The sequence below is a fragment of the Natrialba aegyptia DSM 13077 genome (assembly GCF_000337535.1).
In the GTDB taxonomy this organism is placed as follows: Archaea; Halobacteriota; Halobacteria; order Halobacteriales; family Natrialbaceae; genus Natrialba; species Natrialba aegyptia.
The window spans coordinates 460903-474908 of the sequence record NZ_AOIP01000031.1; the positions used below are offsets into that span (position 1 = coordinate 460903).

Here is a 14006-nt window from a genome sequence, read left to right on the forward strand (position 1 = left end):
TCGCAACAAGCGTTTCGACCGGCGTCGGGACAACCCGGCACACGAGTACGAGTTCAACGGGAGACCGCGGCGATTCTAATTCAGTGAGCTACCGATATGAGTGAAGCAGAGCAACCGATCGACGACGGGGTACCGAGCGACCAATCGAGCGACGATGCGGACGACGAGTTCGAGCCGGTCCAGGTCTTTCCCGAATCCGAGGAGATGGACCTCCGGCCGGGCGCGGACAACTGTTACAAGTGCTCGACCTGCGACACGAACTGTCCCGTCGCCGAGGTCGACGACGAGTTCCCCGGGCCGAAGTTCCAGGGGCCGGAGCAGTGGCGGCTCAAGCGCCAGGACGACCACGACATCGACGAGTCGGTGATGAAGTGCTCGAACTGCATGCGCTGTGACAGTTCCTGCCCCTCGGACGTGCCGCTGTCGCAGATGCACAACACCGCTCGGGGCGAGTACGTCGAGGAGAACATGAGCAAGTTCTCCCGCGAGTACATCCGCAACCGAATGCTCGCGAACTACAGGCGACTCGCCCCGCTGGCGTCGATGTTCCCCCGCACGGCGAACTTCGTGATGGGGCTCTCGGTCACGAAGTGGCTCGGCGAGAAGACACTCGGCGTCACGAGCGAACGCGACTTCCCCGAGTTCGCGACGGAGACGTTCCGAGAGTGGTGGACAAAGCGAGGTGGCGCGCACGTAGAAAGCGAGGACAAGCGCATCGCGTACTTCCACGGCTGCTACTCGAACTACAACACGCCGGAAGTCGCGAAGGCGCTCGTGCGCGTCTACGAACACTTCGGCTACGAGATCATGGTCCCCGACCAGTCCTGTTCGGGCACCCCGATGTTCGCAAACGGCATGCTCGACGACGCCCGCCGCGCCGCCGAAACCAACGTCCGCGAACTCGCGGCGGCCATCGAGGACGGCGCTGACATCATCGCCTCGTGTAGCTCCTGCTCGATGTCCATCCGCCAGGAGTACCCCGAACTGTTCGACTTCGAGGACACCGACACCGTCGCCGAACACACCTGGGACGCCGTCGAGTACCTGCGCGTCCACGAGGATCTAGAAGCCGAACTCGAAGGCACCTCGGTCGGCGACGAGTTCGACGACTTCGCGTATCACGCACCGTGTCATTCACGTAACCAGGGGCTCGATGGACAGACGATCGAAGTGATGGACGCGATTGATGGTATCGAAGCGCACGATGTTGGGGACTCCTGTTCCGGAATCTCCGGGACCTACGGCTGGAAGGAAGAGAACTACGAGACGTCGATGAAGATCGGCGAAGACATGTTCGAGCACATGGCGGCCGCCGAGGCCGAAACCGGGCTGACGGAGTGTCCGACCTGCTCGATGCAGATGGAACACGGGACCGGCTACGAGATCAGACACACGCTCGAAGTACTTGAGGCGGCGCTCGTCGGGAGCTCCGCGCAGTCAGCACCAGCAACGGAGCCGAACTGATGAACTTACAAGAGCGCATCGCTCGCCGACGATCAGCACGCCAGGATCGTTCGATCATCGTCGATCGCGACCACCTGAGCCCCGTCGTTCATCGGCAAGAGCCGGTCGGTCGGGGCCCCGTTCTCGAGCAGTTACTCGACACCCTCGAACCGGCTTTCGACGGCGAACTCCCCTCGCCGGTCGCAGTCGTCGGGCCGGCCGGCGCCGGCACGTCGGCGATCATCACCGCGCTCTTCGATGCGCTCAACGACCGCCTCGGCGAATCGAGCCGCTCGATCGCCACCACCACGCGCGCCGGGAGTACCGGTCCCGTCACCTGGTTCGTCTACGTCGACGGCCGCCGCGTCGAAAGCGCCTTCGCGTTCTACCAGGCCGTCCTCTCGGTCATCTCCGCCGAACCCGTCCCCGAGAGCGGTATCGGAACCGACGACCTCGGGGAGCGTCTGACCTCCCAACTCACACGCCACGACCGGCGCGCCGTCGTCGCCATCGACCACCACGACGAACCCGAAACCCTGTGCTACGACCGCGTCCGCGAACTGCTCGCCCCCGTCAACGATAGCGTCTCGACCATCGCCGTCGGCCAGACCGAACCCGACGGCTGGGACGCCGACGCCGGTTCCACCATCACCATCCCCGCCTATCGCCACCACGAACTCGTCGACGTCATCACCGACCGCGCCTCAACCGGCCTCGCCCCGGGCGTCCTCGATCACGAATCCGTTCGTGAACTCGCCGTTTGGGCCGACGGCAACGCCCACGACGCACTCGCCGCCCTATTCAGTGCTGCAGTCCTTGCCAGTAGCACGGACGCAGACCACATCGAATCCGGTCATCTCGAGCAGGCACAGACAGCCGTCCCCTCCCACGGCGTCCACGTCGACCGTACCCTCGCACTCTCCGAAACCCGCCAACAGGTCCTCGCCCACCTTGTTGATGTCGACCGCGACGGCCGCCCCATCCGCGAAATCGCGGGTGATATCGCCGATCGATCGACGCTCACCGACGGCACCGTCAAACGTTTCCTCTACGAACTCGCCGACCGCGGTGTCATCGAACGCGTCCCCCTCCCAACGACCGGCAGCGGTCGCCGCCCGAGTTCAGTCGAACCGCGATTTCCAACGCTCGTGTTTCGAACGCTCAGTTCGGCTTCGACCGACAGCGACTTAGATACGGACGGGATGAGTGGAGAGAACTCGTAGAACGGAAAAGAGAGCCAGCGACTCGTAGCGAGGTATTCGAATCGAGTTCCCCGTTCCGAGAGAGACAACTGATGGCAGATACCAGATATCCGACAGTGCCCTTTTTTGGCGATGGCCATGAATGTGATTTATACTCGAGGTAGATATGACGATCGAGTTCACGGAAGTAACTACCCCACCGGGGCTGGAAATTCACGATTCGATCGAACAGCGCCACCTCCAGATCGAAACACCAGAGCCAGTATCGATCGAATCGCCGGTTTCCCATACGATCGCAGCCACAGCCCCTGTCTCGCCATCGAATATTGATGCGAATTCGGCTTCTGCTCGTTACGAACCAGCATCCACAGATGATCCTCAGAATTTCTATTTCCCGGTCAACAAGACCTGTACGATCGAAACCGACGAACTCCGGTTCGACCAACCCCATTCAGTAACCATTCACGATGGGGCTGGAAGGACCGAGGAGAATTTCGCCGCCGGAGAGCGAGGGCAACTCGACGACCGAACGCAATACATCGGCCTCAGCGGCCCGATCAAACTCTACTGCCGCATCGAGTCCCCTGGCACAATCGACGTTGGTCTAACTGCCGTCCGCGTCAATCTCGAACGCACAACCGAAATCGAACTCGGAGCCAGATCGTTACACGACAGACCTGCCGGCACGATCACGACGCCGCCCGATATCGACTCGATGGCAACGTCGATTTCCGTGCTCTCGTCGGCGCTCAAAACCACCTCACCAGAACGAACGTGGCCGACGCTCCGCGGACATCCGCCGCTCATCGAACTCGGTGATACTCTTGAAATTCCGGACTCCATCCCGAAATCGACGATTCGCGACGACCTAAGTGGATCGTATTGGGAAACGCTCAGCGCGAGTGAGACGGCCCTTGGATCGATGGATGGGTGTGTGAACGAAAACGAGAGTAGAACGCGGAAGGGCAGTGGTACTACCGAGCCGTCCGGGACACTCACAAACCTCACTACGCCCGAAACGGCTATCACGATTACAACACCACCAACGTATCTCTCCCTCTTTCAGGCCGCACCACTCGCGTTCTTCCTTGGTGCAACGGTCCTGCCGACAACCCATACGAATTCGCCACCGACGCTCCACACGCCACAGTTCGAGTATTCGCTCCCGACGGGCGAGGAATTCGGCGACGAAATCGCTGCTCTTCTCAAGCGATTCTTCTTCCTCGACTGTCTTACCAGAACCGAAGGTATCTTTCAGTACGATCTCCTTGAACGATCATTTTTGGAAGGCGATCTTCCGTTTGATCTCGTATCGGCCTATGAGAAACCGCTCCCTGAGCGGCTCGAATTGTATCTCGAGCCACCAACCGAGCTTATCGAGGAGTACAGTCCACGGTGGCCGCTGACCGCTCACATCCCGCCAGAACCGGAAAGCGTCGAGCTGCTTCCATTTATCGTTAACGAACTCGGAATCGTTCGCCCATCTCGTGGCCGAACTCCCGAAACAGTCCCGTCCCAGCCGTCGGCGGACACCCGTCTCATCCGGTCGGCGAGCAAACCGGATGCGCGACGGCCGTCATCACCATCGTCACCAACATCATCGGTACGGGATGCCTCAGAGTTCGTCGTGCCGACTGTCACCGACGAATCGATCGAGCACGCCTGGTTCGGCAACAACGTTCCCCAAAATGCCTCTAAGGCGACCATTGAAGCGTATCGGAACCAACTGGATCGCGATGCTCGAAACGACTCCATCGAAATCTTGCTCGTCTGCAACGACGCTCGCATGCTCGACGAACACGATTTACTCGATGCGACCTACGGCACTCGCGAGGAACTCCCGTTCGAGATCCACTCCGAGTTCGGCGTCGACACGGAGAAACTCGCCGACCTCTTGACCGACGGTGGGTACGACTTCGTCCATTATATCGGGCATGCGACCGAGGACGGACTGCGGTGTCCCGACGGCGACCTCGACGTTCGAACGCTCGAGTCGGTCGACGTGGGTGTGTTCTTCTTGAACGCCTGCCAGTCCTATCACCAGGCGCTGGCGCTAACTCGCCGTGGTGCGTTCGGCGGTGTGAGCACGTACAGCGACGTTGCAAACGACGACGCGGTCACTGCGGGAGAAACGATGGCGCGCCTGCTCAACCGCGGCTTCCCGCTCCGTGGCGCACTCGAAATCGCTCGGCAGAATACGGGGTTAGGTGACCAGTATCTCATCGTCGGTGATGGCTCAGCCGATATCGCCCAGTCCGAGGGTGGTGCTCCGGCCGTCGTTCAACTCACTAATCGTGAAGATGGGACGGTTGACTTCGCTCTACAGTCGTACTCAACGAAGGAGTATAGATTAGGAACTGCAACGGAATCTAGTCTCCCGACAGTTGCAGACTGGCACCTAAGCCCGGGGTATACACCGTTCTTATCCGTCGATGAGGGCTCGCTCCAGGAATACCTCTCTTGGAATGAGCTCCCTGTGGTCCACGAAAAGGAACTGTTCTGGAACGACGGTGTTGGCGCATTCCATTTCCCGTGACGATATACGAGCCAATACAGCGGTATCTACTCTTCTATATTGGTGTAGTTCTGGCCCTTATCCCGCACTTGCCGAGAATACTTCCCGTTAAAAAGTGAACTCGTCCCGAGTATGTCCCGTTTGACCGGTTAGGGGCCAACCTGCGAGCAAGTCCCCGCAGCTACCGTTCCCGCCTGACTAAGCAACAGCAACAGCGTGAACATCGCGCCGATCATTCGCGGGTGCTGTGCCAGGTAGTCTTTCATTCCGTCTGTGTTCGACATTGCATTCCAATAGATGTAACCAATGGTAATAAAATTATCTTATGATTACATACTCATGATTACAAGAAAATATTACATGACGAAGATAGAGTCAGACAGTACCCATCAGAGGCGGTACGCTAATGAGATACTACTGCCTCTTCGAGGCTACTATGACAGTTATTTAATCATCTCCAGCATTTCTGTTCTCCTCCGTGCGTATTTCACTCCGTATGGTAGCGATCGGAAATTGGAGCTATCAGCCGATTACGCGGGCGTAACGATTTCTCGGTCACACTACAACATCACTGACAGTAAAACGAGTTCAGCAGGCAGCCGCTACGCCATCCGAAAATCGGCTGGTCTATACTACTATGGCGCCGTTTTAGCGCTCACTGCGGCAGTCGTCTCGGTATCGTTGTCCGATGAACCGTCGCCGGTACTTTCGTCATCGGTGGAATCGCCTTCCTCACCGGTCTCGTTTCCGGTCCCGGCGTCGCTTTCGTTACCCGCGTCCGTCTCGTTTCCGTCAGCACCGTCGTCGAACTCGACTTCTTCGAACTCGGTCGTGATCGTGTCGCCGTCGATGACCGCCGTCTCCGGAACGGCCGTGGTCGCTTCGTACGCGCTCGTCTCGTTGCCGTCGGACGTTACGAGCGAGAGCGTGTAATTCTCGTCAAGTGCCTCGACATCGCTGTTCGTGTACCCGTCGTCAACACCGAGTTCATCGTTCGTCGCGTACGGGACGGTCAGTTCGAACGAGCCGCTCTCGTCGACGGTCCCGCGTTGGGTGTAGTTGAACGTGGTGCCGGTGTTAGTCTCGAGTTCGAGCGTCGCGGTCACGACATCGCCCGCTTCGACGGCGTCTGCGCCGACGGTACCGGTGAGCGTTGCGCCTTCGACACGCTCGTAGGTTTTAACGGATGCCGTCTGGCGCTGCCCGATGAGTTCGTACTCCAGGTTCGGCCTCTGTTGGATAACGCTGAGTTCGACCTGCGTCTGCCGACTGTTCAACTGCTGGTTGATCCGGACCTGTGGCGTTCCGTCGTCGCTCATGAGCACCTGATCGGTGTTCGTGTTGATGATCGCGTAACTGATGAACGCGGATTGGTCGTCCGCGTCTTCGTGAACGAGCCGGTAGTGGTCCATTCCGACGGCGTTGTTGAAGTACAGCGACGAGGTCATCGTATCGTCGTAGGGCAGATCTCCGAACCGTTCGGAAACCTCATCTCGATCGATTTGTTCGTTCGCACCGAGATCATCCGGCGTGATGTAGTGGGAGTAGTCGGGCCCGGACCAGGCGGAAATCGCGGAGAACTTTCCAGCGGCCATCCCGTCGTCGATCATGATGTACCGGATTTCCTCGTTGGTCTCGTCTGCGTCGGCGACGATCTGTTCGAGTTCCTCGTTGGACTGGTTACTGACGGATGCACCGGCTGCAATCGCGTCCAGAACCAGCTCGCCGCGCGTTTCGGATTCTGCGGTCAGGAACGCGGCCGAGGACTCGGCGTTTTGCTGGAACGGGTTCGAGTGGGGGATCCGTTCGGCCTGTGTGGTGATCAGGTGGCCGTAGTCCCACCAGGACAGGACGCCATACGATCCGACGGGATAGTCGTAATCACCGTCTCCGGGCGAGTAGCTGCCGTAGTAATCGAGTTCACTGGCGTTGTCCGCGCCGCCCCAGTTGCCGGGGGCCGGCGTGTTTTCGGCGAGCCACTCGTTCGAACTCTCCCAGGTCTGGGCATCGCCGTGTGGCTGTACTCCCTCGGCCTGTTGCCACGCGGTCGACCCTTGTGCCATCGGCGGAAGCAACGGCGCAAACAGCAACAGGACGATCATGACGAGGACGATGACCTGGTAGGTCTCGACCTGACGCAGCGAGTCGATGCTGCCCCGAACATCGAAATTGAATAGACGGGCGATGTCGGCCACGAAGACAGCGTTCACAACGACGACAGCGAGCGTGAGGTAGTACGAGAAGCGAATCTGGGTCGCCGCCATACTGATCAGGAACAGCGACCAGACGACGATCAGCGTATACTCCGCGCGGAACTTGCGGCCGAGGAACGGCCGCGCGATCAGCAAGCCGAGACCGACGAGCATCGTGTAGAACGCCGCGCCGAACTCGTCTCCGACGAATTGGGTGAAGTTATCCGGCGGTTGGGCCTCTTGAATCGTCAGGTCGGTCGCCGTTCCACCGAACGGAATCGCACGACGGGCCGCGTTGGAGACGATATTGTCGAACAGGTTTGGCAGTGCCAGCCACATCACAGCGAAGGTAAGGGCGATGAGAGCCCCAATCGCGGCCGGGTAGTAACGGCGGTCGATGTCGGTGCTGTTCCACTGTCGAGCGAACCAGGCCATGAAGAGACAGCCCCCAGCGACGAGTGCTGCACTCAGGGGCTGCAAGAGCCCAAAGCTCGTCGCGCTCGTACTGAACTGCTCTATCAACAGCGCCGTGATGATTGCGGTGAGACCGAGACTCACGGCGCCGACGAACGCGACGTGATCCGGCGAGATATTCCGAACGTAGTCCAGACAGAGCTGGATCGTAAAGAAGATGGCGAGAATGCCGACGAGGACGACACCGGACGGCCAGACCCAGATATACAGCGAAAGAGCGATCCCGGCAAGGACGCTGTAGATCGTCGGTTGACGCAGCGTTTCCCAGTCACCATCGACGAGCAATTCGTAGATCGGCTGTTCGCGTTCAGCCGAGCGCAACGCTGCCATCAGCGCCAGGATTGCGATCGCCATGAACAGGACTTCCCCGATGTGGTGGTCGAGTTGTCCGACCGTCGACCGCGAGAGGAACTGGCCCGGGATGAGCGCGAGGAGGACAATCGACGTGATGCCGCCGAGTGTGCCACCGAGCCGGCGGCCGATGTAGAACACCGGAATCGCGATGAGCCCGGCCATCACCGGAACCGCGAGCAGAGAGACCGTGTATAGCGTCTCCGGCGACGGGTCGCCGAGGCCAACGATCATCGCCACGGTGACGATCAGTTGATCGAACAGCGTCCCGAACTGCCCGACGTAGCGACCGGTCGGAAACCCAGTCCAGACATCGAACGGCATCGTATTCGGGAAGTTCTCCGACGTCCACTGGATCGTTCGCCAGTGATACCACGAGTCAACTCCAGCGAGGGCGGGCGTCCCGTCCTCGGTGATGAATTCACCGTAGGCCTGGGTGCGTACCCAGATCATGAACAGTATCACGGCCCCGAGGACGGGCACGTGATACCATTCGGACCACGTCTCGAGAACGGATGAGTCCGTCTCGTCCTCGACGTGTTCAGTGTTGGTACTCATTAGGTTCCACCAGACCCAAACAAAGAATAAGTCTTGTTATATACTTGTCTCCGATTGACCAATCCGACCACCCGTCAGTTGGCTTTGATAGGGACTGCTGTCCGTCAGTTCCGGCGCAACCGCAGGACGATCCCGGTTGTCGGGAAATCGGTACAGCAGTCCGTCTGAATCCACAGGAGAAACTGCAACGCAGCAGCGTCCGCGATTCAACCACGATGACCACGTCCGGACTCTCCAGACCAAGAGAAGGAAAAGGCTTATTCGCTATTCAGGGCAATTCTGTGGACAATGAAGGTTTCCGTCGTCATCTGCACGTACGCGATGGAACGTTACGACGTCTTCTCCGAGTGCGTCGACAGCGTTCTCGAACAAACGTACGACCCCCTCGAAATCGTCATCGTCGTCGACGGAAACGACGCCGTCTTCGACCGCGTCGTCGACGAATACGGGGCCCACGACGACATCGTCCTCCACTGTAACGACGACAACCAGGGTATCTCCTACAGTCGCACCCGCGGCGCTGAACTCGCGACCGGCGAGGTCGTCGCGTTCATCGACGACGACGCCGTCGCCGAACCCGACTGGATCGAAGAACTCGCCCGCGTCTACGAGGAAACCGACGCCATCGCCGTCGGCGGCCACGCGAAACCCGACTGGGTGACCGAGAAACCCGAGTTCTTCCCCGAAGAGTTCTACTGGCTCGTCGGCTGTGACGAGCGCGGCATGGGCGAGCACATGGAGGAACTGCGAAACACCTACGGCTCGAACATCTCCTACCGGCGAGACGTCTTCCTGAACGTCGGCGGGTACGACGAAAACACCGGCCGGAAGGGTGACCGGCACATCCAGGCGCACGAAGCGCCGGTCTGCATCCGCATGGCCAACGCGTACGGGAAGGGCGTTATCTACAACACCGACGCCGTCGTCAACCACAAACTGTTCGACTACCGGGGAGACTTTCGCTGGCTGGTGTTCCGATCGTTCTGGCAGGGTTACTCCAAGCGAATCATGGACCTGCTGTTACCCGAAGCCGCGGGGGACAAAAACGACTATCTAAAACAACTTATGCTCGAGTTCGTCCCCTCGCGGCTCCGGGAATTGGGGCGCGAGCCGACGGCCCCGAAGGGCAAGCAACTCGCGACGATTTTCGTGTTCACGGCGGCGGTCGGCTTCGGCTACCTCTACGGCCTCTTGCACTCGGCGGATGAACTCGTGAGCGCAGACGGCACATAGATCCGGCCGACCGGAGGATTCTTTTGTACGCTTACGGGCGTGGTTCGAGTTCAGGCGGCCCGGCACTGTCGCCGGCACCGCCTTCATCTCGTGCGTCCCCGCCGCGGAGTGACGCCAGGTATTCGTGATAGTACCCGAGTCCGCGGACGCCAGTGAGGGTTTGTGAAAATGCACTAAACGCGAGCCGGTCTCGGAGGGGCAAGTCCGAGTCCGGCGATTTGATCCCCGACGGGCGCGGCGGCACGCCGGGCGTGCCGTACCGTTCCGGATAATAGCGCTGTAGTTGACACAGCCCGCGGCCGACGCGACGATCCTTCGAGATCAGCGCGCGAAGCGAGTTCCGGGTGGGATGGAACATCGTCACGTCCGCCGCGACGTGCATCTCGTAACCGGCCTCGTGAACGCGATTGCCGAACTCCTTGTCGCCGCCGGACACGAGTCGGTGGTCGAACAGTCCCACGTCCTCGAAGACCTCGCGCCGAACGAACAGGCAACACGTCGGAACGAACTGCTGGTGTTGGAGATACTGCTCGATGGGAAAACCGGTGTGGTGATCGTAACGAGCCGCGAGCGTCGGGTTCTCGGGCAGCGTGAGGTCGACGGAACAACCCATGTAGTCCGCACCGGTAGCTTTGAACTCCTCGAGCGCCGACTCGAGCCAATCTTCGGGGACCGTCATATCCGCGTCGACGAAGGCGAGGATGTCGCTGTCGGTAGCGCGAACGCCGGTATTCCGGGCGGCGTAGGAGGACTGGATCTCCGCCTCGGTCCCGTGACGGATCGACTCCCCGTCGGCGTAGGCGTCGATCGCCGCCGGCGTCCGATCCGTCGAACCGTTGTCGACGACGACCGCCGTCGCGTCGGTCGCCGCGAGCTGCGGGCGAAGCGATTCGAGCGTCGCCCGAACGCCCTCGGGATCGTTGTAGACGGGGACGATTATCGAAACCATCCTAGGAACGCCCCCGGGTGAGCGCGACGGTTTCACGGAGTGAACTCGTCGTTTGAATCAGCTTGAGTCCGTACTCGAGTATGTAGTAGCTAAGCATTTCGGGGGCGGACACGGCTGTCCCCGAATACCGTCGGTAGAGACGCAGCGGGCTCGGCGGCAGGAATCGAACCGGATGCAAGGGATGAACGTAGTCGCTGAACGCCGGATGATAGTGTCGCAGTTGCGCTCGGCCACGACCGATCCGGCGTGCCTTCGACCGAAGCGCCGCAAACGAGTCGCGGGCCGGATGAGAGACGGTTATCGAACCCGCGTACCCCTGTTTGAAACCAGCCCGGTGGACCCGCTGGCCGAACTCTTTGTCCCCGCCGGAAACGAGTTGCTCGTCGAAGGGACCGATTTCGTCGAAAACCGCGCGACGAACGGCGAGTGCACAGGTTGGCGCAAAGTGCTTTCGCTCGAGATACGTCTCGACGGGAAACGAGAGCGCCCGTTCGTATCGTTCCCAGAGCGATGCCGAGTCCGAATTGGGGACGATTTCGACGTTACACCCGAGATAGTCACAGTCGCGGGACTCCAGTGCGGAGACCATCTCGCTGATCCAGGTCTCTTCGACCCAGATATCCGCATCGATGAAGAGTAGAATCTCACCGGATGCGCGTTCAATTCCCGTGTTCCGGGCGGCATAGGAACTCTGAACGGCAGTTTCCTCGGCGGGAACCACGCGGTCCGGATACGCTGATTCCCATCTGCGAATTACGTCTGGTGTCCTGTCCGTTGAATTATTGTCTACGGGGATAATCTCGTAATTCTCGTACGTCTGCTCGGTAAGCGAATCGAGCGTCGTCTCGATCCCACCGGGGTCATTGTAGACGGGAACGACAGTAGAGACGCGTGGCGCAGGCATGGCTGAGATAGCCCTAGGTTACTACCAGAGGACAATAGTAATTCTGAAGCGTCGGTTCCGTACGGACAGTGCTGTTACTCGTGACTCGGTGGTGAGAGCAGTTAGAGGTATCCGAGATCCTGAAGGTGATCCTCGATATCGGTCGACTCCTCACTCCGATACGCACCGTCCGGAACGAACGTCTCTTCGTCGGTAGCCGTCGTCGACACCCACGGCACTTGCTTGACACAGGGGAGCAAGAATCCCTCCGGATGACCGTACACGGAATACTCGCCGAACGCATTGCCGTGGTCAGCCGTGATAATAACCCTCTCCGCATCGGCGTTCTCGAGCAACACCTCGACCTCGTCGAGGACGAGACGGAGGTTCTTCTCGTACTGCGCCCAGACCTCGTCGTGGTCGGCCTCGTCCGACTCGAGAGACTTCCATCCGTTTGCTTCGGTATCGGTCGGCATCCGTTCCTCCGAGAGCGCATCGGCGATATAGGGGATATGCGGTTGCATGTAGTGGGCGATCACCCGATCGTAGTCGTCCTGCCGAGCGAGTTCAACAGTTCGATCGGTAACGGCACGCGGTGGGACGCCGAGTTCATCCTGGTGGGCGGACTCCCAGAGCAAGTCGAGGTGGCCAAACGCCTCGCGATCGACGGTGTCCCAGTCCGGCCAGCAGAACGGGACGGTTTCGTCCGGCGGATAGTCAGCGGTGACGAAGGTTTCGTGGGTGTGTCCGTTCCCGCTGATGTACGCGGTCTCGGCGATTTCAGCCGCGCGGTCCGCGGTGAACGTCTTCGTAAGCCACTCGTGAGAATGACTTCCGATGGACCAGCGGGAATCGACGGTGTCGATGAACTCGTAGTCCTCGGCGACGGCCTCGAGTACGTCGACGCGACAGGCGTCGAGGATAACCAGCATATCCCAGTCTTCGTCGTACACGTGCGTTCCGAGTTGCCACCGCGACGTAATCGTATACCAGAGCCCCAGATAGAACGTAAAGGCCGCGTGCATACTTCCGCGCAGCGGGTCGGACAGGATCTGTGTTCGATGATCGCGCAACCACGTCGTAAACGAGCTGTCCATCTCTCGTTGAGGGGTTCTTACAGACGACCAAAACGATGCCGGTTCGGGAGAGTGGGACCGAGTGCGGGCCAGCACGGGCGATATCCGCCGACTACCGGTATCCCAGGTCCTTCAAGTGCTCCTCGATATCGACGCGCTCGCCGCGTTCGGTATCCGACTCCACCTGCGGCTCTCGCGTCCCACGGTCCTGTGCGGTGGTTTCTATCCACGGGACCTTCCTTACGATCGGGTGCGGGAACCCCTCCGGATGTCCGTACGCGCTCACTTCGCCGAACTCTTCGCCGTGATCTGCAGTGATCGCGACCCGATCGGCATCGATGTTGGCGATCAACTCCTCGACTTCGTCCAAGACGAGCCGCAGCGTCTCCTTGTACGCAGTATAAACCGCTGGGCGGTCCGCCTCGCCGGACTGTAGTTTTTCGTACCCCTGCCGTTCGAGTTCAGTCGGCTCTCGCCCCTCCGCAAGCGCGGGGCCGAGGTACGGGAGGTGTGGCTGCATGTAGTGAACGATGAGTCGGTCCGGATCGTGCGTTCGGCTGGCGTGGATCGCGTGATCGGTCATCGTCTCGGGAAGGGTCACCCGATACGTATCGTCGAGGTGGTCCTCCCAGACCATCTCGAGCGCTTCGAACGAGTCGGGATCGGCGATATCCCACCGGGTGAAATCGACCGGTGTGGTGTTGTTTACCGGCGGTTCCATGCGTTGCTCGAGTACTCGCCGAGCGTGCGGATTCGACGTGATATACCGCGTGCGTTCGATCTCCGACCGGTAGTCCGTCGAGAACGTCTGTGCAAGCCACTCGGCGGAGTGGCTCCCGACCGACCACTGTTCGTCGACGGCAGTGATGAACTCGTACTCGTCCGCGACTTCGCGGAGCGTATCGGTCCGACAGGCGTCGAGGACGACGAGGACGTCCCACTCGCGATCGTAGACGTTCGTTCCAACCTGTCGCCGGGACGTAATACCGAACCAGAGCAGCAGATACCACGAATAGAGGACATACAGCGGGGCGCGGGTCGGGCTTTCGCGGAAATGGGCTGCCATCTCTCGCGCCCACGCTCGGAGGTTCGTTCGCATTGAGGGACTGTACGGTGGACGCGAGTGATGA

10 protein-coding genes are annotated in these 14006 nt (G+C 60.1%); 4 read left to right on the forward strand and 6 right to left on the reverse strand.

Features of this window, described 5'->3' with window-relative positions; genetic code table 11:
- Window positions 1-96 precede the first annotated feature (96 nt).
- From C480_RS13445 to C480_RS13455, 3 genes are all read left to right on the forward strand, one after another.
- The gene (locus tag C480_RS13445; RefSeq protein WP_006666160.1) at window positions 97-1464 is read left to right on the forward strand and encodes an anaerobic glycerol-3-phosphate dehydrogenase subunit C; all 1368 of its coding nucleotides are present in this window, start codon (window positions 97-99) and stop codon (window positions 1462-1464) included.
- Window positions 1464-2666, forward strand: coding sequence for a Cdc6/Cdc18 family protein (locus C480_RS13450; protein WP_006666161.1), 1203 nt, complete (start codon window positions 1464-1466; stop codon window positions 2664-2666). The genes C480_RS13445 and C480_RS13450 overlap by 1 nt, the downstream gene beginning before the upstream one ends.
- A gap of 145 nt (window positions 2667-2811) precedes the next feature.
- The gene (locus C480_RS13455) at window positions 2812-5181 is read left to right on the forward strand and encodes a hypothetical protein (protein WP_006666162.1); all 2370 of its coding nucleotides are present in this window, start codon (window positions 2812-2814) and stop codon (window positions 5179-5181) included.
- A gap of 128 nt (window positions 5182-5309) precedes the next feature.
- Here C480_RS13455 and C480_RS24555 read toward each other — a convergent pair whose 3' ends face one another.
- Window positions 5310-5444, reverse strand: coding sequence for a DUF7503 family protein (locus C480_RS24555; protein WP_275040279.1), 135 nt, complete (start codon window positions 5442-5444; stop codon window positions 5310-5312).
- 351 nt (window positions 5445-5795) lie between these two features.
- Window positions 5796-8735: an oligosaccharyl transferase, archaeosortase A system-associated gene (locus C480_RS13460; protein WP_006666164.1), complete on the reverse strand. Its 2940-nt coding sequence runs from the start codon at window positions 8733-8735 to the stop codon at window positions 5796-5798.
- 288 nt (window positions 8736-9023) lie between these two features.
- Between C480_RS13460 and aglG the strand changes: the two genes are divergently transcribed.
- Window positions 9024-9968 carry a glucosyl-dolichyl phosphate glucuronosyltransferase gene (gene aglG / locus C480_RS13465; RefSeq protein ID WP_006666165.1) on the forward strand — a complete coding sequence of 315 codons (945 nt, stop codon included), beginning with the start codon at window positions 9024-9026 and terminating at the stop codon, window positions 9966-9968.
- 31 nt (window positions 9969-9999) lie between these two features.
- Here the strand turns inward: aglG and C480_RS13470 are convergent, their stop codons facing one another.
- From C480_RS13470 to C480_RS13485, 4 genes are all read right to left on the reverse strand, one after another.
- Window positions 10000-10917: a glycosyltransferase gene (locus C480_RS13470; protein ID WP_006666166.1), complete on the reverse strand. Its 918-nt coding sequence runs from the start codon at window positions 10915-10917 to the stop codon at window positions 10000-10002.
- Between the two features lies 1 nt (window position 10918).
- Window positions 10919-11821 carry a glycosyltransferase gene (locus C480_RS13475; RefSeq protein ID WP_006666167.1) on the reverse strand — a complete coding sequence of 301 codons (903 nt, stop codon included), beginning with the start codon at window positions 11819-11821 and terminating at the stop codon, window positions 10919-10921.
- A 101-nt stretch (window positions 11822-11922) separates the two neighbouring features.
- Window positions 11923-12897: a hypothetical protein gene (locus tag C480_RS13480; RefSeq protein ID WP_006666168.1), complete on the reverse strand. Its 975-nt coding sequence runs from the start codon at window positions 12895-12897 to the stop codon at window positions 11923-11925.
- A 91-nt stretch (window positions 12898-12988) separates the two neighbouring features.
- Window positions 12989-13942, reverse strand: a complete 954-nt coding sequence (locus tag C480_RS13485) for an alkaline phosphatase family protein (RefSeq protein ID WP_241433827.1) — start codon at window positions 13940-13942, stop codon at window positions 12989-12991.
- Window positions 13943-14006 lie beyond the last annotated feature (64 nt).